Source organism: Streptomyces sp. NPDC101225 (assembly GCF_044767585.1).
GTDB lineage: Bacteria > Actinomycetota > Actinomycetes > Streptomycetales > Streptomycetaceae > Streptomyces.
In genome coordinates this window covers 163,879-183,590 of sequence record NZ_JBIWOE010000013.1, presented here as the reverse complement: position 1 = coordinate 183,590, position 19,712 = coordinate 163,879, and the positions used below count along the sequence as shown (strand labels likewise).

Here is a 19,712-nt window from a genome sequence, read left to right as displayed (position 1 = left end):
GGAACCCGCTGGCACCCCCTGGGGCCGGTTCGTCACTCCGGCCGGCCGACGGCGGCCAGCGGGCGCCGCGTCGGCGCGGTCGCCTCCGGCGCGCTGGAGGCGAGGCGTACGACCAGGGCCGTCAGCGCCGCCAGCGCCGCAGCCACCGCGGCCAGGCCCGCGATCCAGCCCGGTGCGAGCGTGAGGTCCAGGCCCCGGGACAGCCAGGCCGAGTGGAAGCGGCCCTGGTACAGCTGGGCCGCGGCGAGAACCGCCGTCACCACCATCGCGAGCGCGAGGGCGGGCGGGACGGGCCGCAGGGTCACCACCACGGCGAGCACCGCGCACAGCGCCGACACCGCGATCGAGGAGGTGTAGAGCGCGACGGGCTCGCCCTCCTGGTACATCGGGAACCACAGCAACGCGCACAGGAAGAGCGCGCCCGCCACGATCAGGCCCGGCCACGTCGGGCGCTCGGCGGGACGCCTCGGCGCACGGGCCGGCCGGTGCGGCACGATGCCGGAGCCGGCGGACGGCGGGGCCGGCGGGACGGGCGGCGGGAAGGCCCCGCCGGGGCCCCAGCCGGTCTCGCCGTCCGGCCGCACGGAGGGAGGTTCCGGATCGGGCAGGGTGGCGAGGGCCGCGCGCTCCTCGCTCAGCTTGCCGATGAGTTCCACGAGGTCCTCGACCGGCCGCGCGGAGGCGGCGGCCCGTGCGGCCTCGCGGCCGAAGTGACGCTCCGTCTGCGTGCGGTGGAGCAGCGCCATCAGCCGGGTCACCTCCTCCACCGGGCGGTTCTCGGCCGCCGCACGGATGGCCTCGTCGGCGCTGGCGGCGTCGCGGGGCGGCCGGGTCAGCAGGGTGACCAGCCGGGTGACGTCCTCGACGGAGCGGTCCGTGCCCACCGCGCGCAGCGCGTCGACGGTGGCGTCGGCGTACTGCGGGGACTCCTCCAGCAGGGTGATGAGATCGGCGACCTCCTCCAGCGGACGGTCGGCGACCGCGGCGTGCACCAGGGCGCTGACCGGGTCCTCGTTCGCGGCGGCTATGGAGGGGTCGTTCGGCTTGGATGATGACGAGCGGATGCTCATGACTCTCCTCCATGGAAGAGATCGAAGGTTCGCCGGCACCCGCGTCTCCCGACGCGGGTGCCGGCGTTGCAGTGCAGTGTCATTACTAGGTGGTAGCTCCACCGCGTGCCACCCGGGTGGGCCACGGGTATGAACCAGGGGTACGTACGTAGGGCGGAAGCGGGAATCCGAGGGAGGGGCGGGCCGTTCGGCCCGCCGGATGTGGAGGACCCGTGAAACCGAGCACGACGGTGATCGTCATCACACTCGCCCTCGCGGCACTGGTCCTCGGCGTGGCCGTGGCCCTGTTCGTGAGACTGCTGCGGACCCGCCGCGACCTCAGGCGTGCCGGGCTGCCCACCGGGCCACGCTGGGTTTTCTGGGGCGCTGTCCTTTACTTCTTGCTGCCGACCGACCTCCTGCCCGACCCGATCTATCTGGACGACATCGGCGTCCTGCTCCTCGCTCTGCGCACACTGCACGGCTCCCCCGGTGGGCCGAATCGTCACGAAACCTCCCTCTGACTACGCAGAGTAAGGAAACCAACCACCCGTTCGATTCGTATAACTGACTGGAAGGGCAAGGCAGTCGGCGGACCGGGCGGCGCCCAGAGCGGGGCGCGCCGGGTCGGCGCAGTACTGACGAGGGAGAGACGATGCAACCGTTCGCGCTCAACTACGCACGTCCGGCGGTGGAGTTGGAGGCCACGACTCCGTATGTGTACGACCCCGGGCTGCAGTTGAACGTGCTCATGGACGGCCGGGTCGCCGCCGGTGATCACGCCCTGCTCAGAGAGTTGGGGACGACGACGTCCACCGCCGGATCCAAGACACACTTCGACGACTGAACACATCACAGCCGAACATGACTGTCCTGATCCTGACCAGTGAAGAGGACGTGACCGCCGACATGGTGGTCGTGCATCTGAACGCGTCCGGGGTCCCGGTGGTCCGCCTGGATCCCGCGGACCTGCCCGGAGGCGTCGCGCTGTCCGGCGAGTACGTGCACGGCGCCTTCCGCGGTCATCTCCAGTCCGCGGGCCGTCTGGTGAGCATCTCCGGCCTGCGGTCGGTGTGGGTGCGCAGGCCCGGCGCGGCCGCCACCCGCGCGAGCGAGCCCTCCGCCTGGCTGACCGAGGAGTCCACCCAGGCGCTCTACGGCATGCTGCGCGGCTCGGACGCCCGCTGGATGAACCATCCCGACGCGGCCCGCAGGGCCCGCCACAAGCCCTGGCAGCTCCGGCACGCCCAGCGCTGCGGACTGCCCGTACCGGCCACGCTCATCACCACCTTCCCGCAGGCCGCCCGCGAGTTCGCCGACCGCTACCCCGATCTGGTGGTCAAGCCGGTCTCCGGAGCGCACCCGCAGGACCCGCCCCGCGCGGTACCGACCAGCCGGGTCGCGCCGGACACGGACTTCGCCGCCGTGGCCTACGGGCCCACGCTGCTGCAGCGCCGGGTCGGCAAGAAGGCCGACATCCGGCTGACGGTCGTGGGCGACCGGCTGCTCGCGGCCCGCAAGGCGACCGACGAGAGGGCGCACCCCGACGACCCCGCCTCGGTCGACGTGCGCTTCGCCTCGTCCGACATACCCTGGCGCGCCACCGACGTCCCGCCCCGCGTCGCCGACGCGGTCCGCACCTATCTGCGCAGTGCCGAACTGGCCTACGGCGCCTTCGACTTCGCGGAGGACGCCGACGGCACCTGGTGGTTCCTGGAGTGCAACCAGTCGGGGCAGTTCGGCTTCGTCGAGGTGGAGACGGGACAGCCGATCGCCCGGACCGTCGCGGAGTGGCTCGCCCGTCCCGGCCCGCAGGAACAGACGCAGGTCAACGGCGCCGACAGCACCGTTTGTCGAGGACGCGCGGACCGCGGGTCAGGCGGGCAGTGAGCCGGGCATCAGCGCCGTGCGCTGCCAGCCCGCTCCCGGGTCGGCGCGGCGCTCGGAGGACGGTGCGCCACCGAAGGACTGCAGCGGCCGCATGGCGTACTCCAGTTCCCGGCTCACACGCTCGGCCTCCCGGCGAGTCTGAGTGGGGACGTCGCCGCGCTCGGCGACGAGGCGGTCGTAGATGGGGGAATCCTGGAACACCGACGTGCCTTTCGTATGGCGGCCCATGCGCATGGGCACGGCTGTCGAGTGTAAGGGCCGGGACAGACAGTGGCGTGAATTCCCAGGAGCACTTGACGCGGGGACGGGTGTACGGATACCCGGCCCGGAGTGATCCGGGCGGTCAGGCGCCGGTCGTGGAGCCGGGCCGCATGATCATCAGTACCGTGACGGTCGCCCACAGCAGGTTGAACACACCGGTGAACATGGCGAGTCGGGCGATGCTCGACCGCTCGACGGGCTGCCGCGCGTCCAGCCCCGCGAGCAGTTCCTCCTGACGGGGCAGGACGAAGGCGATCAGGAGGCCGGCGGCGGCCGTGGTGAGGACGATGGAGGCGATGAGCCATCCGCTGCCGAGGACGCCCATCGCGCCGGCGGTGGCGAACCCGAGCACCGGGACCGCCGCGCCGACGCCGGAGTAGACCCGGCAGATGCTGTGCAACAGGCGGACGGTGCCCACCGCCGCCGCGTCGGAGCCGGCACGGCGTGCCGCCGGCGGCACCATGCTCGCCGCGACCGTGACGGGGCCGACGGCCACGATGGCCGCCAGGACGTGGAGGGCGAGCAGGACCTTCGTCATCGGGCGGGAGCCTTTCCGGGGTGCGATCAAGCGGTGCCCGGCAAACGCTAGGGATCTTCGCAGCACCCGCACAGGGGCGGAAACGACAGATTCCAACGGGTTCCCGCCAGCCGATCCATCTGCTGTTTCCCACTCCATCGCAGGTCACAGAGCTGGCGGGAATTCGTTTATCCTGGCGCTCATGCACACGGTGGCGATCCTCGTACTCGACCATGTGGTGCCGTTCGACATGGCGGCTCCCATGGAGGTGTTCGGCCGTACACGGCTGCCGGACGGGCGCCGCCCGTACCGGGTGCGGCTGTGCGCCGCGTCGCGGGACGTCCGCGCGGACGGTTTCGAGATCCGGGTCGGTCATGGTCTGGAGGCACTGATGGACGCCGACACCGTCGTCGTCCCGGGCTGCTCGCAGCTCGTCGAGGAGTTCCCCCCGCGCGTACTGGACGCGCTGCGGGAGGCCGCGCGGGCCGGCACCCGGATCGCGTCGGTGTGCGCGGGCGCCTTCGTGCTGGCCGAGGCCGGACTGCTGAACGGCCTGCGCGCCACCACGCACTGGGTGGCCGCGGCCGAACTGGCGCGGCGCTACCCGGAGGTCGAGGTGGCGCCCGACGTGCTGTACGTCGACAACGGGCAGATCCTCACCTCGGCGGGCGCCGCCGCGGCGCTGGACCTGTGCCTGCACATGATCCGCAGCGACCTGGGATCGGCCGTCGCGGCGGACGCCGCCCGGCTCTCCGTGATGCCGCTCGAACGCGAGGGCGGGCAGGCCCAGTTCATCGTGCACGAGCAGCCGCCCGTGCCGCGCGGCTCGACCCTCGAACCGGTCCTGGAGTGGATCGAGGACAACCTGGCCGGCGAGATCACCCTGGGCATGCTGGCGGCGCGGTCGGGGATGAGCGAGCGCACCTTCAGCCGCCGCTTCCGTGAGCAGACGGGGACGACGCCGCTGCAGTGGCTGCTGCGGGCACGTGTGCGCCGGGCCCAGTATCTGCTGGAGAACAGCGACCGCCCGGTCGAACGGATCGCGCAGCAGTCGGGGTTCGGTTCGCCGACGGCGTTCCGTGAGCGGTTCCGGCGGGTGGTCGGCACCACACCGCAGACGTACCGCGCCGCGTTCCACGGGAGGACGCGGGTCCCGGCCGCGCGCCCCTGAGGCGGCCGGTCAGACGGCGAGCGACAGGCCGCCGTCCGGGCCCGCCGGCCGCCGCGAGGCGATCAGCAGGGCATCGGCCTCGGCGATCGCCGCCTCGACGCTCGCCGTTCCCATCATGGCGCACAGGGCGCGGCCGACCTCCGTCAACTCCCGCGCGGTCTGCGGCTTCTCCCGCTCCGCCTGCGCGATGCGCAGCGACGCGTATCGGGTGAGCAGCGATCTGACGGCCTTCGGGTCGGCTACGCGCACGAAACGCCCCTCTCTCGGTGTCCGCACCCCGTGTTCCCGGGCAGGGCCGGACCATTCACGTCTTTCGCACCACAGGACCCCATGGACGAAATACCGCCCCTCGACCCGATTCCCGGCGGGCCCCGAGACGTTGAACAGAGCGTAACTCTCCCAGCACGAACGGTGAAGTCCATGACTCGCTCCGGCCGTCTTCTCTGCGCCCTCCACCTCGCCACCAGCGGCGGACTGGCCTGGACCACGGTCCTCGAATTCCTGTACGGCCCGCGGTGGGCGGCGTTGCTGTTCGCCGCCGCGAGTCTGGTTCCCGTCATCGCCGTCGTCCGCGAGACCCTGATCCGTGATCTGCGCGCGGCCGCCGCACGACCCGGGCGCCCGGCGCGCACCGCGGCGGACGAGGTCGTCCACGCGGAACTCGAAGCCGCCTGCTGCGAACGCTGGTGGACCAGCCTCGGCGTCCACCACGACACGGCCTGCCCGCACCGGACACGCCGCAGCAGCGCCGCCTGACGGGTGCCGCGCGGCGGACGGTCAGGCGACCTGGCCGCCGTGCAGCTCCCGGTACGCGCCGCCGCCGCGCAGGAGCTCCTCGTGGGTTCCGGTTTCCAGGATGTCGCCGTCACCCATGACCACGATCCGGTCGGCGCCGCGCACGGTGGACAGGCGGTGGGCGACGACGAACGTGGTGCGGCCGTCCAGCAGCCGGGCGAGCGCCTGCTGGACCAGGGCCTCGGAGCGGGTGTCCAGGGCCGAGGTCGCCTCGTCCAGGATCAGCACCTTGGGGTCCCGGATCAGCGCGCGGGCGATGGCGAGACGCTGGCGCTGGCCGCCGGACAGCCGCGCCCCGCGCTCCCCGACCAGGGTGTCGAGGCCCTGCGGCAGCCGCTCGACGAACTCCAGGGCGTTGGCGTCGCGCAGCGCCGCGCGCACCGTCTCCTCGTCGGCGTCGTCCATGCCGTAGGCGACGTTCTCCCGGACGGTGCCGTCGAAGAGGATCGACTCCTGCGGCACCACGGACACGAAGCGCCGGTAGGTACGCAGGTCGAGGGTGCTCATGTCGGTGCCGTCGAGCAGCAGCCGGCCGGAGGTCGGGCGGATGAACCCGATGACGAGGTTGAGCACCGTGGACTTGCCCGCGCCGGACGCGCCCACGAGGGCGATCGTCTCGCCCGGCGTGACCGCGAGGGTGAAGTCGCGTACGGCGGGCCGCCCGCCGTCGTAGGCGTGGGCGACGTTCTCGAAGGTGACGGCGCCGCGCAGCGAGGTCACCTCCGACTTGCCCTCGTTGTCCTCGAGTTCGGGCGCCTGGAGCACCTCGCCGACCGAACGGACCGACTCCAGGCCCTTGGTGATGACCGGGGCGAGGCTCGCCAGCGTGGTGGTGGAGTTGGTGAGGGTGGTCAGGAAGGCGCTGAGCATGACGACGTCACCGGGGGTGACACCCCAGACGCCGTAGTACGAGACCGTCGCGGCCCCGGCGAGGACGAGCACCCCGACGACGTTGAGGACGACCCAGGCCAGCGAGCCGAAGCGGCCGTTGACGAGGTCGAGGCGCAGGCCGGAGGTCAGCAGCCGGCTGAGGGTGCCGTCCATCCGGCGCAGCGCCTTGCCCTCCAGCCCGTGCGCACGGGTGACCGGGATGAGCCGCGTCATCTCCGACACCCTGGACGACAGGGTCTCCACCTCGTGCCGGAAGCGCTCGTTGTGGGTGCGCAGACGGGCCCGGAGGCGGGCCACGACGAACGCGGCGGCGGGCACGACGACGAGGAAGACGGGCACGAACTCCGGTGTGCGCACGGCGATGATGACGAGTCCGCCGGTGAGCACGGTGAGGGCGCCGAGCCCGCTCTCGGCGGTCTGCTGCACCATCTGCTCGACCGTCTCGACGTCACGGACGACCTTGGCCTGCAGCACGCCGGCGCTCACGCGTGCGTGGTAACCGATGGACAGCTGCTGCATGCGCGTGCACAGCGCGGAGCGCAGCGTGGTGCCCATGCGGCGCACGCTGCCGTACAGCAGGCGGACGTACAGCACGTGCAGCGGGTAGTTGACCAGCAGGATGAACAGGATGATCCCGGTGCTCAGCCAGAGTCTGCGGATCGGCGCGTGCTGGACGACGGTGTCGATGATGGACGCGGTGATCAGCGGCAGCAGCCAGACCGGGCTGTGCTTGACCGTGAACACGCCGACCGCCGCGATCAGGTGGCGGCGGTCGGCGCGGAACAGGTATCCGAGGGTGCGGATCGGGTGTTCGTCGCGGTAGCGGTGGTCGAGGGGTCTGTCCGACGACGCCATCGGCGGGGTCCTCCGTGGTGACCGTGGGCCGGGTCAGACGGCGTCGAGCTGTGCGATCTCGTCGGCCGGGAGGACGAGTTCGGTGGCGGCGAGGGAGTCGAGGATCGTCTCCGGGCGGCTGGCGCCCGGAATGGGCACGACCACCGGCGACTTGGCGAGCATCCACGCCAGGCACACCCGTTGCGGGCTCACCCCGTGGGCCTCGGCGATGCGCGCGAACGGCGCGTAGGCGGAGCCGAGTTCACGGGCGCGGGAGATGCCGCCGAGCGGGCTCCAGGGCAGGAACGCGATGCCGAGTTCGTCGCACAGGTCGAGCTCCGGCTCGCTGGAGCGGAAGGCCGGGGAGAACTGGTTCTGCACGGAGACCAGACGGCCGCCGAGGATCTCGTTGGCCTCCTTGATCCGCGTGGGGCTCGCGTTGGAGATGCCCGCCATACGGATCTTGCCCTCGTCCAGGAGGTCCCGGATCGCGCCGACGGACTCGGCGTAGGGCACCCTCGGGTCGGGACGGTGGAACTGGTAGAGCCCGATGGCCTCCACGCCCAGCCGGCGCAGGGACGCCTCGCAGGCCTCCTTCAGGTACGCGGGGCTGCCGTCCAGGGTCCAACTGCCGTCGCCGGGGCGCAGATGGCCGCCCTTGGTGGCGACCAGGACGTCCTTGCCGCGGTCGTGGGAGGCGAGGGCCTTGGCGATCAGGGTCTCGTTGTGGCCGACCTCGTGGGCGTCACGGTGGTAGGCGTCAGCGGTGTCGATCAGCGTCACGCCGGCGTCGAGGGCTGCGTGGATGGTGGCGAGGGAGCGCGCCTCGTCCGGGCGCCCCTCGATCGACATGGGCATTCCGCCCAGTCCGATCGCGCTGACTTCGACGTCACCGATACGGCGGGTGTGCATGGGCTCGTGACCTCTTTCCGCTGTCGCGGGACCGAATCATGTCCGGCTCGCCGCACGGGGCGTACGGCGGTGCCGGACCGCATTCCAGCGTGAACCCCCGGTGGGCCGGAGGTCCAATAGAGGAAAGAGAACGCATTCAGCAGCCGGGCCGCTGAATCGTCCCGCACCGCCGATCGGCTTGCGCGGTCCGCCGGTCGGTGTGCGAGGCTCGCTCACGATCAGCCGTCACGAGGGGCGGCGCACGGGAGAGGCGGCGGCATGCGCATCGGACTGCTGGGCACCGGCCCCTGGGCGGAGATGGCTCACGCCCCCGCGCTCGGTGAGCACCCGGGGCTGGATTTCACCGGAGTGTGGGGCCGCCGCCCGGAGGCGGCCGCGAAACTGGCCGACCGGCACGGCACGCGCGCCTACGACGACGTCGACGCGCTCTTCGCCGACGTGGACGCGGTCGCCGTGGCCCTGCCTCCCGCCGTGCAGGCGGACCTCGCGGTACGGGCGGCGCGGGCGGGGTGCCATCTGCTGCTGGACAAGCCGCTCGCGACGACGGTGGAGCAGGGGCGGGCGGTGGCCGAGGCGGTGCGGGCGGCCGGAGTCGCCTCCGTCGTCTTCTTCACCAGCCGCTTCATGCCCGGGACCGAGGCATGGATCGCCGCGCAGGCCGAGGCGGGCGGCTGGTTCACCGCGCGGGCGCAGTGGCTGGGGTCGCTGTACGGCAGCGGCAGCGACAGCCCGTTCGCCGCCTCGCCGTGGCGGCGGGAGAAGGGCGCCCTGTGGGACGTGGGACCCCATGCGCTGTCGGTGCTGCTGCCCGTCCTCGGGGACGTGCGCCGGGTCACGGCCGCCGCGCCCGGCCCCGGCGACACCGTCCATCTCGTCCTCGACCACGCGGGCGGCGCGTCGAGCAGCCTCACCCTGAGCCTGTCGGCCCCCGCCGCGGCGGCGGGCACCGCCGTCGAACTCCGCGGCGAGAGCGGCGTGGCCGAACTCCCCGCCGGTTCCGGGAACGCCGTCACCGCCCTGGTCCACGCCGCCGACGCGCTCCTGACCGCCGCCGGCACCGGCCGCCCGCACCCGTGCGACGCGGCCTTCGGGCTGCGGGTCACGGAGATCCTGGCGCAGGCCGAGACGTTGCTGGACGGCCGCGCCGTCTAGGACGTGTTGCGCCGGGCGGCGCGGCGGCGGCATCCCCTCCCCCGGCATGCGGTACCCGCCCCGCCGTAGGAGCGTGGTGGTGTGGGAAAGGTGGCCGGACTGTCAGCGCGCGGGGACCGCACCCGGCGGGGCTGGCTGCGGGGCGCGCCGCCGCCGTGGTGGGTGAGGGCACTGCCCGTGCTGCTGATCGCGGGCGTGTGCACCGCGGCGCTGATCAGTCCCGATCCGCTCGACATCGGGTTCCTGCTGGGAGCGATCCCGCCGCTGGCGGTCCTGTCGTACGGTCCCTGGGCGACCGCGCTGCTCGGCGCCGCCGTGGTGGTGGTGTTCAACGTGCCGGCCTTCCAGCTCAACGACCCCGGCAACACCGACCTGTTGACCATCGTCTTCGTGGCGGTGCTGAGCGTGTTCGTGTCCTACGTGCGCAGTCACCGCGACGCCCAGCTGGATCTGGAGCGCACGGTCGCCGAGGCCGCCCAGCGGGCGCTCGTGCCGCCCCTGCCAAAACGCGTCGGGGCGGTCCGCTGTGCCGGGCTGTACCGGGCCGCGCAGCGCGGCACCCTGGTGGGCGGCGACTTCTTCGACGTGCGCGAGGGGCCGTACGGGGTGCGGGCCGTGCTCGGCGACGTCCAGGGGCACGGACTGTCGGCGATCTCCACGGTGGCCTCCCTGCTGGGGGCCTTCCGGGAGGCAGTGCTCGACCAGCCGGACCTGGAGTCGGTCGCCGCCCGCCTCGACCGCAGGCTGCTGACGGACTCCGCCTCCTCGCGCTACGCCGAACTGTTCGCGACCGCCGTGCTGCTGGAGTTCTCGCGGGACGCGCGCTCGGTGCGGATGGTCTCCTGCGGGCATCCGGCGCCCCTGCTGCTGCGCGGCCGGGAGGCCACCGAGGTCGAGCTCACCGCGGGGACGCCGCTCGGGCTCGGCCTGTCCGACGGCGCCCCGCCCACCGGGCTGACCCTGCGGCTGGAGCCCGGCCACAGCCTCTTCCTGGCCTCGGACGGGGTCAGCGAGGCCAGGGACGGGACCGGCGCCTTCTATCCGCTGCCCGCACGCCTCGCGGACCTGGCCGACACCGACCCGGCGGTGCTGGCCGAACGGGTCTGGAACGATCTCGTGCGGTACTGCCCCGCCGTCGTCGACGACGTGACCATGCTCGTCCTCACGTCCGGGTCACCGGACGGTCGCTGACGTTCTCCTGCGTGGCGGACTGCTCCTGGTCGCCCTCGGCGTCGATGTGCGGCAGGATCCGGTCGAGCCAGCGCGGCGTCCACCAGGCGTGCGGTCCCAGCAGCGTCATCACGGCCGGGACCATCAGCAGCCGTACGACGCTCGCATCGATCAGCACGCTGACCGCGAGGCCCAGTCCGAGCATCTTGACCACCACGTTGTCGCTGATGATGAACGCGGCGAAGACGCTCATCATGATCAGCGCGGCGCAGGTGATCACCCGTGCCGTGATCTCCAGGGCATGGGCCACCGAGGCCTTGGCGTCACCGGTGCGCAGCCACGCCTCGTGGACCCGGGACAGCAGGAAGATCTCGTAGTCCATGCTCAGTCCGAAGATGATGGCGAACATCATCATCGGCACGTAGCTCTCGATCGGCACCTTGCCGTGGACGCCGAGCGCGGGCCCGCCCCAGCCCCACTGGAAGACGGCCACGACGACGCCGTAGGAGGCCCCGATCGACAGGACGTTCAGGACGGCCGCCTTGACGGCGACGAGGACGCCGCGGAAGACGGCGAGGATCACCAGGAAGGCCAGGCCCACCACGACGCCGATGATCAGCGGCAGCCGGCTCGACACGATGTCGCGGAAGTCGACCTGGGCCGCCGTCGTGCCGGTGACGTAGCCCTTGGCGTCCGTGCCGGAGACCGCTTCCGGGAGCGTGGTGTGGACGAGGCCGTTCACCAGGTCCGTGGTGGTGGCGCTCTGCGGGGACTGCGCCGAGTAGACCGTGCTGATCAGCACGTCGCCGTCCGGGGTGGGCGTCAGCGGGGTGACGGTCGAGGCGCCGGCGACGTCGTTGAGGGTCTTCTGCGCCGTGGAGGACAGGGCGGAGCGCTGGGAGGACGGGACGGAGCTCTGGTCGATGACGACGGTCAGGGGGCCGTTGGAGCCGGGACCGAAGGCGTTGGTCATCAGGTCGTAGGCCCGCCGGTCGGTGAAGGAGGTGGGGTCGGCGCCGTCGCCGACGTGCCCGAGCTGGATGGAGAACAGCGGGATGGCGAGGACCACGACGACCGTCACGCCCGCCGCCAGGAACTGCCAGGGCCTGCGCTCCACGCGCTGGGCGTAGCGGTGCCAGGTGCCCTGCGGCGTCGTGCCCGGCGGGGCGTCGGTCTCCGCGATGGGCTTGCGCACGTGCAGGCGGTCGATGCGCCGGCCGATCAGCCCGAGCAGGGCCGGTACGAGGGTCAGGGCGCCGAGCACCGCCGAGACGACGGTCACGGCGGCGGCGAGGCCGAGCTTGCCGATGAAGCTCACGCCGGAGGCGTACAGGCCGCCCAGGGCGATGATGACCGTGGTGCCGGAGACGAGGACCGCCCGCCCGCTGGTGGCGGTGGCGTGGCCCGCGGAGTGCACCGGATCGGCGCCGTCCATGAGGTTCTGCCGGTGCCGGGTGGTCAGGAACAGGGCGTAGTCGATGCCGACGCCGAGGCCGATCATCGTGGCCAGGGTCGGCGAGACGGTGGCGAAGGTGAAGGCGGCGGCGAACAGGCCGAGGATCGCGAGTCCGCCGACCGCGCCGACGAGCGCCGTCAGCAGGGGCAGACCGGCCGCGATCACGCTGCCGAAGCCGATCAGCAGGACGACGATGGCGACACCGAAGCCGATGGCCTCGCTCGCGCGGTCGTCGGCGGCGGGCCGGGCCAGTTCACCGAGCGGTCCGCCGTACTCGACCTGGGCGCCGGCCGAACGCAGCGGCTGGACCGCCTTGTCCACGCCGTTCAGATAGGTGTCGCCCAGCGTCGAGGGCTGCTTGTCGAAACGGACGGTGATGTAGGCGGTCCTGCCGTCGGACGAGAGGGGGCCGACCTTCGAGGCGGGCACCGACAGCGGGTTCTGGGCCGACAGTACGTGCGGCAGTTTCTGCAGGTCGCCGACCGTGGTGGACATCTGCGAGCCGAGCCCGGTCAGGGACTTCTGTCCGTCGTGCAGCACGATCTGGCTGCTGTAGCCGCCGGCCGCGGGGTCGTGCTTCTTGAGTACGTCCAGGCCCTGCTGGGACTGCACGCCCGGCAGGGTGAAGTTGTCGGAGTACTCACCGCCGAAGGATCTGTTGAGGAACTGGAGCGCCACGAGGGCGACCAGCCAGGCGATGATGACGATCACGAAATGGCGGGCGCACCACTGTCCGAGCCGTCGGAGCACGCCTCCGGCTGCGGTCCCCGGTACCCCCGCCTCGCTGCGGGTCGGTGCCATGGCCTCGGTCTTCTCTGCCGGTCGAGAGGTCGCTGCCCTCTCGACGTTCCCTCTGCCGCTCGCTGGATCCGGGCGGACCGTCCTCTCATTAGACGCCCGGCTGTTCGCCCCGGCATCTCGGACCGGGAACCCTCTTCCGGATGCACTCGGCGCCCGGGCGTTGAATGGTGTTAGCAGAAGCGTTCCGGACCCGAGGAGCAGAGATGAAGCCGACGCCAGAGCCCGACGCGTCCGGGCCGTCCGAGGACCGCGCCACCCCGGACGACCTGCTCCACACCCGCACCGGCACCGATGTGTCGCCGGAGGACCTCGTTCTTGCCACCGGCAGGGACATCAGCCCGCGCAGCCTCGAGTGGGCCAGGCGCAAGCTGGCGGCGGAAGGCCCCGCCGCCCTCGAGAAGACCCTGCCCTAGCGGGTGTCTGACACCCCCTAGCCTTCTCGTCTCCCTCGCGGCCCGGCGCCGGTTCACTCCGTGGCGCCGGGCTCCAGGCACAGCACGGGCACCCGCTGGACGAGGTTGTTGGCGAAACCGCCGCGGTTCCACTGCTGGTCCAGCGGCTGGGTGTGGCCTTCGGTGTCGGTGGCCCGCGCGCTCAGCACGTGCTCGCCGGGGACCGCCGTCCACGCGAACCGCCAGTGGCGCCACGCCCAGCGCCGCCCGCCGTCCGGCGCGAGCTCCGCCTCGTGCCAGCTGCGCCCCGCGTCCGTGCTCACCTCGACCCGGGTCACGGGCGCCCGCCCCGACCAGGCCCGCCCTTCCAGCGGCACCGGTCCGGGCCGCACCACCCGGGCCCGCGACATGAAGTCCGGGAAGCCGGGCGGGACCACGAGGGCGCGCGGCGCGATCCGGGTGACCGGCTCGCCCTCGTCCGCGGGGTCCTGCCGCAGGCGGTAGGCCACCGTCTGCTGGAATCCCGTGAACCGTGTGCCGGTGACGGTGACTTCGCGCAGCCACTTCACATGGGCCATGCCGTACCAGCCGGGCACCACCAGCCGCAGCGGGTGGCCGTGCTGGGGCGGCAGCGGGGCGCCGTTCATGGCGAACGCCACCAGTACCTCGGGTTCGGTGCCCGTCGCCACGTCCAGCGGCAGGGACCGCTGGTAGTCCTGTTCGACGCCGCGTTCCACGCCGTGGTCGGCGCCGGTGAAGACCACGTCGACGGCGTCCGCGTCCACGCCGGCCTCGGCGAGCAGCAGCCGCAGCGGGACGCCGGTCCAGTCCGCGGTGCCGACGGCCTCGACCAGCCACGGCTGGCTCACCGGGCGGGGCGTGAGCAGGGCCCGGCCGTTGCCCGCGCATTCCAGCGTCACCCGGGTGGTCACCTGGGGATACGACCGCAGCGCGGCCAGGTCCAGGTGCAGCGGACGGCGGACCAGGCCCCCGACGCTCAGCGTCCAGGGCGCGTCCTCGGGCACGTACGGCATGTCGTAGTGCGTCAGTACGTAGTGCAGTCCCGGCGGGGTGACGTCGTAGCGCAGCGCCTCGAGCGGGATGCCGTGGTTGCGGGTGGCCAGCGCCAGTTCGTCCCGGCCGATGCCCTCGTCGGGGGCGGCCAGCCGGGCGGGGGCGCTCGTGTCGGCGAGTCGATGGCCCATGGCCGCATTATCGCCCCCGGCGGCGGCGCCGGCACCTTCTCGGCCGGCGGGCGCAACTCCTGCCCGGCCGAGGTGAGTTCGATCAAGAAGATTCCGATCATCGCCCGGCAGTTGCCCGTTCACCCTTTCGAGACGGGCCGTCGGCTGGCAGACTCCGGAGGTGCCCGACTTCGACATGCTTGTGATCGGATCCGGCCCGGGTGGCCAGAAGGCCGCCATCGCCGCGGCCAAACTCGGCCGCCGGGTCGCCGTGGTCGACCGCCCCGACATGGTCGGCGGGGTCTCCATCCATACCGGAACCATCCCCTCCAAGACCCTGCGCGAGGCGGTGCTGTACCTGACCGGTCTCACCCAGCGCGATCTGTACGGGCAGAGCTACCGGCTGAAGGAGGACATCACCGTCGCCGACCTGACCGCGCGCACCCAGCACGTGGTCAGCCGCGAGGTCGACGTCATCCGCAGCCAGCTCTCCCGCAACCACGTCTCCCTGTTCGCCGGCACCGGCCGCTTCGTCGACCCCCACACGGTCGCCCTGCGCGAGATCACCGGCCACGAACGGATGCTGAGCGCGGCGAACGTCGTCATCGCCACCGGCACCCGCCCGGCACGGCCGGACAGCGTCGAGTTCGACGGCAGCACGATCATGGACTCCGACAACGTCCTCGCGCTCGAACGCGTCCCGCGCTCCATGGTCATCGTCGGCGCGGGTGTGATCGGCATGGAGTACGCCTCCATGTTCGCGGCGCTGGGCAGCAAGGTGACGGTGGTCGAGAGGCGCGCCGGGATGCTCGACATGTGCGACGTCGAGATCATCGAGTCGCTCAAGTACCACCTGCGGGACCTCGCCGTGACCTTCCGGTTCGGGGAGACCGTCGCGGCGGTGGAGCGGCATGCGCGCGGCACGCTCACCGTTCTGGAGAGCGGCAAGAAGATACCGGCCGACGCCGTGATGTACTCGGCGGGCCGGCAGGGCCTGACCGACGAACTCGACCTGGAGAAGGCCGGGTTGAGGGCAGACAAGCGCGGCCGGATCACCGTCGACGAGGACTACCGCACCGAGGTCCCGCACATCTACGCGGTCGGTGACGTGATCGGCTTCCCCGCGCTGGCGGCGACGTCGATGGAGCAGGGCCGGACGGCGGCCTACCACGCCTGCGGCGAGCCGGTCGGCCGGATGCAGGACCTGCAGCCCATCGGCATCTACACCATCCCGGAGATCAGCTTCGTCGGCCGCACCGAGGATCAACTCACCGAGGAGAGCGTGCCGTTCGAGGTGGGCATCTCCCGCTACCGCGAACTCGCGCGCGGCCAGATCGTCGGCGACTCGCACGGCATGCTGAAGCTGCTGGTCTCCCCCGACGACCGCAGGCTGCTGGGCGTGCACTGCTTCGGCTCGGGCGCCACCGAGCTGATCCACATCGGGCAGACCGTGATGGGCTGCGGCGGCACGGTCGACTATCTCGTCGACGCGGTCTTCAACTACCCGACGCTGGCGGAGTCCTACAAGGTCGCCGCCCTGGACGCCACCAACAAGCTCCGGCAGATCGACCGCATCGGGGACTGACGCCCGCGCCCGGCGCCCACGTCAGCCGTCCCGCCCGGCGTCGGGCGGCTGCGGGTCGTCCGCGATGACATGGACGGCCGCCTCTTCGGCGCCCGCGGCCCCGGCGTCGATGCCCACGTCGGAGGCGACCGCCTCCGACGTGGTGCCGGGGTGGGCGCCCTCGTCCGGGGCGACGAGGCGGCCCGCGCGCTCCGTACCGGCCTGGGGGTCGACGGGTTCGCCCTCGCCGCGGGGCAGGTCGCCGATCCCGTCGCCCGGCGGCGGCGCCACGTCCGGGACCTCCTGGGCGAGCCGTACGTCGAGGGGCTCCCCGTCGTGCTGTTCGGCGGCCGTGATGCCGTACCTGGTGACACCGAGCGGCTTCTCCGGCGGCGAGTAGCCCTCGTCGAGGACGTCGTCGTACCCGCGTTCGTCGAGGGCGTCCTCCAGGTCGAGCGGCGCCGCGTCCGCCTGCTCCTCGTTGGTTCCGGTGGGCTGGTAGGCGTCGTCGGCCATCGGCTCCGGACGCGTGCCCTCACTGCCCATGACTGTCTCCTTCGCGCGCTCGGCCGACGCCTTCTCGTACGGCGTCCCGATCCGCGTTTCCCGTTGCGCGCGGTCCAACCACGGGCCGTCCCGGACGGCCCCGGAGATTACCCCCTGGTCAATCTTGTACGCGCTGAGTGGAGGGCTATCATCACTCGCACACACGCTGTGACTGCCCGGCAACGCACCGGTCGTGCGGGTTCCATCATGCCGTTCTCCGCCCCTGGCCCGAGGCCAACCCTCGTGCGCCCGGGGCGGGTTCAACCCCCCACTCCCTACGTCGTCCGGGCCGCCGCCGTCCCTGACGCCGTGCAAGACGGAAAGCAGCGCACATGAGCAACATCAGGGGCAGAGGGCTGCAGGCCAATGCCCTCGGTATGTTCGACACCGTGGTGATGGCCGTCGCCGGCAGTGCGCCGGCCTACTCCATCGCCGCCACCACGGCCGTCCTCGTCGGCGCGGTGGGCCTGGCCGGGCCGGCCGCACTCCCGTACTGCGCGATACCCATGCTGGGTATCGCGCTCGCCTTCAGCTACCTCGGCCGGATCGACGTGAACGCGGGCGCCAGTTACTCCTGGGTGGGACGTACGCTCCACCCCTTCCTCGGCTTCATCAGCGGCTGGGCCCTGGTGATCTCGGCGACGATCTTCATGGTGGCCGGCTCGCTGCCGGCCGGCGCGATGACCCTCTCCCTCTACGACGAGGGCCTCGCCGACGACACCGCGCTGTCGACGGTGGTCGGCGCCGCCTGGTTCCTCCTCATGCTGCTGGTCGTGCTGGGCGGTGCCCGCCTGACCGTACGCGCCCAGTTCCTGATGTCCGGCGTCGAGCTCACCCTGCTGGCGCTGTTCGCGGTGCTCGCGCTGTTCCACACCGGCAACGCCGACACCTTCGACTGGTCCTGGCTCGGCTTCGGCCACTTCCACGGGGTGGCGGGCTTCGCGTCGGGCGCCCTCGTCGCCGCCTTCTACTACTGGGGCTGGGACGTCACCAGCAACCTCAGCGAGGAGACCCGCGACAGCCGTCGTACGACCGGACTCGCCGGCCTGATCGGAGTGGGCATCGTCTTCCTGCTGTTCGAGGTGTTCACCATCGCGGTGAACGTCATCCTCAGCTCGCGGCAGATCGAGGAGAACGACGCCAACGTGCTGGGCGCGCTCGGCGGGGAGATCTGGCCCGGCTGGGGCGGCAAGCTGCTGATCGTGGCCGTGATGCTGTCGACCATCGCCACCCTGGAGACCACCCTCATCCAGGTCACACGCTCGCTGTTCGCGATGGGCCGCGACCGGACGATGCCCTCCGCGCTGGGCCGCGTGCACCGCACCTGGAACACCCCGTGGGTGGCGATCACGGTGGTCGGCGGGGTGGCACTGGCGATGTTCATCGCCTCCAACGCCCTGGGCTCGGTGGGCGACATCCTCTCCGACGCCATCTCGGCGATCGGCCTCCAGATCGCCGTCTACTACGGCCTCGCGGGACTCGCGGTGGTCGTCGCCTACCGCAAGATGCTGCTGAGGTCGCCGGCCGACTTCCTGCTCGGCGGGCTGTGGCCGCTGTTCGGCGCCGCGTTCATGTTCTGGATCTTCGTCGAGTCGCTGAGCGAGCTCGCCCCGGCGGCGATCGTCATCGGCATCGGCGGCCTGGCCGTCGGCCTGGTCCCGATGCTCTGGTACTGGAAACAGGGCAGCGACTACTACCGGCCCGCCCGGCTGGACGCCACGAGGACCGTCGCGGCCGTGTACGTGCCCGACGATCTGACGGTGCCGAACGCGCGTGTCCACGAAGGTCTCTCCACCGACTTCTGAGGGAGGCCCCGATGGCACGCGACAGATTCGCTCCCGACTTCGACCCGGACTGCGGGGACACGGCCCTCACCGACGCCTGCCACGACATCGTGATCGGACGCTGGCAGGGGCTGCGTGACCTGCTGCGGGTCACCGGCCCCAGCTGGCTCGCCCGCGGCCACCGGGTCCGTCTGCTCGCCCAGGCCTGCGCGGGCAGTTCGACGGTGGAGTCGTGGCTCGCGGCCGAACCCCGCAGCGGCGACGCGCTGGTGCTGCGCGCGGCGACCGAGACGGCACGCGCGTTCAACCTGGCCATCGCCGCGGGCCGGGGGATGCCGATCGACCCGCAGCGCATCGACACGGCGGTGACGGCGTGTCTGCTGGCCACGGAGTCCTACCTGGACGACCCGACCCCGTGGATCTCGCTGATCTCGGTGTCCCGGCTGTACCCGGCGGGGGTGCGGCGGCAGGAACTGGCCCGCTGGTGGGACGAGTTGCACCAGCGCGACCCGTACAGCGTGGAGGGGCATCTCCAGGTCCTGCACTACTACTCGGCCCGCTGGCACGGCACCCACGGCCTGATGTACGACTTCGCCCGCGACGCGGCCGGTGTGGCACCACCGGGCTGCGCGCTGCCGGTGCTGGTGCAGTACGCACGGGTGGAGGAGTACCGCTACGCCCTCGACACGGCGCACGGCGGCCGCTCCGCGGTGGGCCTCGGGCAGCACTGGAGCCACGACGGCGCCGTCAGCGACCTGCGCCGGACCTGGCAGCGCTGGATCATGGGCGGAACGCACAACGGCATCGCGCCCGGCGAACTGCGCGACCTCAACCACCTGGCGCACGCCGCCTGTCTGGGCGGTGTCCCGGACGTCGCGGGTCCGCTGCTGCGGATGCTGGGCCGACGGGCCACCCGAACTCCCTGGTCGTACACGGGAGATCCGCAGCAGCAGATCATGAGATGGCGCAAGCAGCTGAAGTTGCGCCGGTGATCTCCCGGGTCGGTTCCTCCGTCCCCGGCTCGGGCAGCCGCTCGAAGCCGTCCTCGGTGATCACGGACACGACCGGGAAGATACGGCGGCTGATGTCCGGCCCGCCCGCCGGAGATGCGGCCCCTGTCCCCCTCCGGGGCCGACGCGTCGTAGCCGGTCAGGAGCGGTACGACGGCGAGGCCCTGCATGGCCTGGCCGGGGTTCTGCCGGATGGCCCATGGTGGCGCGGCGGTCGCCGGAGATCGGCACGCCGTCGCGGTAGGCCGGCGCCAGCACGGTGGTGCCGTGCGGGAAGCGGCCGTCCGAGTCGCTCGCCGCCGCTCCCCCTCCGCCTCGAACCGACAACGGGAG

20 protein-coding genes and 1 pseudogene are annotated in these 19,712 nt (G+C 72.1%); 11 read left to right on the top strand and 10 right to left on the bottom strand.

Annotation, left to right across the window (positions count from 1 at the left end):
• Positions 1 to 32 precede the first annotated feature (32 nt).
• Positions 33 to 1,070, bottom strand: coding sequence for a hypothetical protein (locus tag ACIRPX_RS20625; protein ID WP_404196338.1), 1,038 nt, complete (start codon positions 1,068 to 1,070; stop codon positions 33 to 35).
• 212 nt (positions 1,071 to 1,282) lie between these two features.
• On the opposite strand from ACIRPX_RS20625, the gene ACIRPX_RS20620 reads away from it, so the two are divergent.
• The 3 genes from ACIRPX_RS20620 (at position 1,283) to tgmB (ending at position 2,939) form a co-directional block, all read left to right on the top strand.
• A complete protein-coding gene (locus ACIRPX_RS20620) occupies positions 1,283 to 1,573 on the top strand; it encodes a YkvA family protein (RefSeq protein WP_404196335.1) in 291 nt (96 codons plus the stop codon).
• 131 nt (positions 1,574 to 1,704) lie between these two features.
• A complete protein-coding gene (gene tgmA / locus ACIRPX_RS20615) occupies positions 1,705 to 1,896 on the top strand; it encodes a putative ATP-grasp-modified RiPP (protein WP_384265240.1) in 192 nt (63 codons plus the stop codon).
• A gap of 17 nt (positions 1,897 to 1,913) precedes the next feature.
• Positions 1,914 to 2,939, top strand: coding sequence for an ATP-grasp ribosomal peptide maturase (gene tgmB / locus ACIRPX_RS20610; RefSeq protein WP_404196333.1), 1,026 nt, complete (start codon positions 1,914 to 1,916; stop codon positions 2,937 to 2,939).
• On the opposite strand, the gene ACIRPX_RS20605 is transcribed toward tgmB, so the two are convergent.
• Both ACIRPX_RS20605 and ACIRPX_RS20600 read right to left on the bottom strand, forming a co-directional pair.
• Positions 2,925 to 3,140, bottom strand: a complete 216-nt coding sequence (locus tag ACIRPX_RS20605) for a hypothetical protein (protein ID WP_404196402.1) — start codon at positions 3,138 to 3,140, stop codon at positions 2,925 to 2,927. The two genes, tgmB and ACIRPX_RS20605, sit on opposite strands and share 15 nt — an antisense overlap.
• A gap of 142 nt (positions 3,141 to 3,282) precedes the next feature.
• The gene (locus ACIRPX_RS20600; protein ID WP_404196331.1) at positions 3,283 to 3,738 is read right to left on the bottom strand and encodes a DUF2269 family protein; all 456 of its coding nucleotides are present in this window, start codon (positions 3,736 to 3,738) and stop codon (positions 3,283 to 3,285) included.
• 181 nt (positions 3,739 to 3,919) lie between these two features.
• Here ACIRPX_RS20600 and ACIRPX_RS20595 point away from each other — a divergent pair, with 181 nt between their 5' ends.
• On the top strand, positions 3,920 to 4,888 hold the full coding sequence (locus tag ACIRPX_RS20595) for a GlxA family transcriptional regulator (protein ID WP_404196328.1): 969 nt from the start codon (positions 3,920 to 3,922) through the stop codon (positions 4,886 to 4,888).
• A 9-nt stretch (positions 4,889 to 4,897) separates the two neighbouring features.
• Here ACIRPX_RS20595 and ACIRPX_RS20590 read toward each other — a convergent pair whose 3' ends face one another.
• On the bottom strand, positions 4,898 to 5,137 hold the full coding sequence (locus ACIRPX_RS20590; RefSeq protein ID WP_404196325.1) for a DUF5133 domain-containing protein: 240 nt from the start codon (positions 5,135 to 5,137) through the stop codon (positions 4,898 to 4,900).
• Between the two features lie 171 nt (positions 5,138 to 5,308).
• Between ACIRPX_RS20590 and ACIRPX_RS20585 the strand changes: the two genes are divergently transcribed.
• Positions 5,309 to 5,644 (top strand): hypothetical protein, encoded by a 336-nt coding sequence (locus ACIRPX_RS20585; RefSeq protein ID WP_404196322.1) that lies wholly within the window; start codon positions 5,309 to 5,311, stop codon positions 5,642 to 5,644.
• 21 nt (positions 5,645 to 5,665) lie between these two features.
• Here ACIRPX_RS20585 and ACIRPX_RS20580 read toward each other — a convergent pair whose 3' ends face one another.
• Entirely contained in the window at positions 5,666 to 7,429 is a 1,764-nt protein-coding gene (locus ACIRPX_RS20580) for an ABC transporter ATP-binding protein (RefSeq protein WP_404196319.1), read from the bottom strand.
• A gap of 33 nt (positions 7,430 to 7,462) precedes the next feature.
• Positions 7,463 to 8,320 carry an aldo/keto reductase gene (locus ACIRPX_RS20575; RefSeq protein ID WP_404196316.1) on the bottom strand — a complete coding sequence of 286 codons (858 nt, stop codon included), beginning with the start codon at positions 8,318 to 8,320 and terminating at the stop codon, positions 7,463 to 7,465.
• A 258-nt stretch (positions 8,321 to 8,578) separates the two neighbouring features.
• Here ACIRPX_RS20575 and ACIRPX_RS20570 point away from each other — a divergent pair, with 258 nt between their 5' ends.
• Both ACIRPX_RS20570 and ACIRPX_RS20565 read left to right on the top strand, forming a co-directional pair.
• Positions 8,579 to 9,472, top strand: coding sequence for a Gfo/Idh/MocA family protein (locus ACIRPX_RS20570; protein WP_404196314.1), 894 nt, complete (start codon positions 8,579 to 8,581; stop codon positions 9,470 to 9,472).
• 81 nt (positions 9,473 to 9,553) lie between these two features.
• A complete protein-coding gene (locus ACIRPX_RS20565; RefSeq protein WP_404196312.1) occupies positions 9,554 to 10,663 on the top strand; it encodes a PP2C family protein-serine/threonine phosphatase in 1,110 nt (369 codons plus the stop codon).
• Here ACIRPX_RS20565 and ACIRPX_RS20560 read toward each other — a convergent pair.
• Positions 10,635 to 12,899, bottom strand: a complete 2,265-nt coding sequence (locus tag ACIRPX_RS20560; RefSeq protein WP_404196309.1) for an MMPL family transporter — start codon at positions 12,897 to 12,899, stop codon at positions 10,635 to 10,637. The genes ACIRPX_RS20565 and ACIRPX_RS20560 overlap by 29 nt on opposite strands.
• Before the next feature lie 203 nt (positions 12,900 to 13,102).
• Here ACIRPX_RS20560 and ACIRPX_RS20555 point away from each other — a divergent pair, with 203 nt between their 5' ends.
• Positions 13,103 to 13,312, top strand: coding sequence for a hypothetical protein (locus tag ACIRPX_RS20555; protein ID WP_404196307.1), 210 nt, complete (start codon positions 13,103 to 13,105; stop codon positions 13,310 to 13,312).
• 53 nt (positions 13,313 to 13,365) lie between these two features.
• Here the strand turns inward: ACIRPX_RS20555 and ACIRPX_RS20550 are convergent, their stop codons facing one another.
• Entirely contained in the window at positions 13,366 to 14,496 is a 1,131-nt protein-coding gene (locus ACIRPX_RS20550) for a sulfite oxidase (RefSeq protein ID WP_404196305.1), read from the bottom strand.
• Between the two features lie 160 nt (positions 14,497 to 14,656).
• Here ACIRPX_RS20550 and sthA point away from each other — a divergent pair, with 160 nt between their 5' ends.
• Positions 14,657 to 16,060, top strand: a complete 1,404-nt coding sequence (gene sthA / locus ACIRPX_RS20545; protein WP_404196303.1) for a Si-specific NAD(P)(+) transhydrogenase — start codon at positions 14,657 to 14,659, stop codon at positions 16,058 to 16,060.
• Positions 16,061 to 16,081: 21 nt separating this feature from the next.
• On the opposite strand, the gene ACIRPX_RS20540 is transcribed toward sthA, so the two are convergent.
• The gene (locus ACIRPX_RS20540) at positions 16,082 to 16,585 is read right to left on the bottom strand and encodes a DUF5709 domain-containing protein (protein WP_404196301.1); all 504 of its coding nucleotides are present in this window, start codon (positions 16,583 to 16,585) and stop codon (positions 16,082 to 16,084) included.
• A 332-nt stretch (positions 16,586 to 16,917) separates the two neighbouring features.
• Here ACIRPX_RS20540 and ACIRPX_RS20535 point away from each other — a divergent pair, with 332 nt between their 5' ends.
• Both ACIRPX_RS20535 and ACIRPX_RS20530 read left to right on the top strand, forming a co-directional pair.
• A complete protein-coding gene (locus tag ACIRPX_RS20535; protein WP_404196298.1) occupies positions 16,918 to 18,390 on the top strand; it encodes an APC family permease in 1,473 nt (490 codons plus the stop codon).
• A gap of 11 nt (positions 18,391 to 18,401) precedes the next feature.
• Positions 18,402 to 19,361 carry a hypothetical protein gene (locus tag ACIRPX_RS20530; RefSeq protein WP_404196296.1) on the top strand — a complete coding sequence of 320 codons (960 nt, stop codon included), beginning with the start codon at positions 18,402 to 18,404 and terminating at the stop codon, positions 19,359 to 19,361.
• Here the strand turns inward: ACIRPX_RS20530 and ACIRPX_RS20525 are convergent.
• A pseudogene (locus ACIRPX_RS20525) lies at positions 19,324 to 19,688 on the bottom strand (hypothetical protein); the annotation flags it as partial. The gene ACIRPX_RS20530 and the pseudogene ACIRPX_RS20525 sit on opposite strands and share 38 nt — an antisense overlap.
• Positions 19,689 to 19,712 lie beyond the last annotated feature (24 nt).

Coding starts and splice junctions, on each gene's coding strand:
- ACIRPX_RS20625 (WP_404196338.1), bottom strand. CDS start 1,070: ATGAGCATCCGCTCGTCATCATCCAAGCCGAACGACCCCTCCATAGCC.
- tgmA (WP_384265240.1), top strand. CDS start 1,705: ATGCAACCGTTCGCGCTCAACTACGCACGTCCGGCGGTGGAGTTGGAG.
- tgmB (WP_404196333.1), top strand. CDS start 1,914: ATGACTGTCCTGATCCTGACCAGTGAAGAGGACGTGACCGCCGACATG.
- ACIRPX_RS20600 (WP_404196331.1), bottom strand. CDS start 3,738: ATGACGAAGGTCCTGCTCGCCCTCCACGTCCTGGCGGCCATCGTGGCC.
- ACIRPX_RS20595 (WP_404196328.1), top strand. CDS start 3,920: ATGCACACGGTGGCGATCCTCGTACTCGACCATGTGGTGCCGTTCGAC.
- ACIRPX_RS20585 (WP_404196322.1), top strand. CDS start 5,309: ATGACTCGCTCCGGCCGTCTTCTCTGCGCCCTCCACCTCGCCACCAGC.
- ACIRPX_RS20580 (WP_404196319.1), bottom strand. CDS start 7,429: ATGGCGTCGTCGGACAGACCCCTCGACCACCGCTACCGCGACGAACAC.
- ACIRPX_RS20575 (WP_404196316.1), bottom strand. CDS start 8,320: ATGCACACCCGCCGTATCGGTGACGTCGAAGTCAGCGCGATCGGACTG.
- ACIRPX_RS20570 (WP_404196314.1), top strand. CDS start 8,579: ATGCGCATCGGACTGCTGGGCACCGGCCCCTGGGCGGAGATGGCTCAC.
- ACIRPX_RS20560 (WP_404196309.1), bottom strand. CDS start 12,899: ATGGCACCGACCCGCAGCGAGGCGGGGGTACCGGGGACCGCAGCCGGA.
- ACIRPX_RS20555 (WP_404196307.1), top strand. CDS start 13,103: ATGAAGCCGACGCCAGAGCCCGACGCGTCCGGGCCGTCCGAGGACCGC.
- ACIRPX_RS20550 (WP_404196305.1), bottom strand. CDS start 14,496: ATGGGCCATCGACTCGCCGACACGAGCGCCCCCGCCCGGCTGGCCGCC.
- ACIRPX_RS20540 (WP_404196301.1), bottom strand. CDS start 16,585: ATGGGCAGTGAGGGCACGCGTCCGGAGCCGATGGCCGACGACGCCTAC.
- ACIRPX_RS20535 (WP_404196298.1), top strand. CDS start 16,918: ATGAGCAACATCAGGGGCAGAGGGCTGCAGGCCAATGCCCTCGGTATG.
- ACIRPX_RS20530 (WP_404196296.1), top strand. CDS start 18,402: ATGGCACGCGACAGATTCGCTCCCGACTTCGACCCGGACTGCGGGGAC.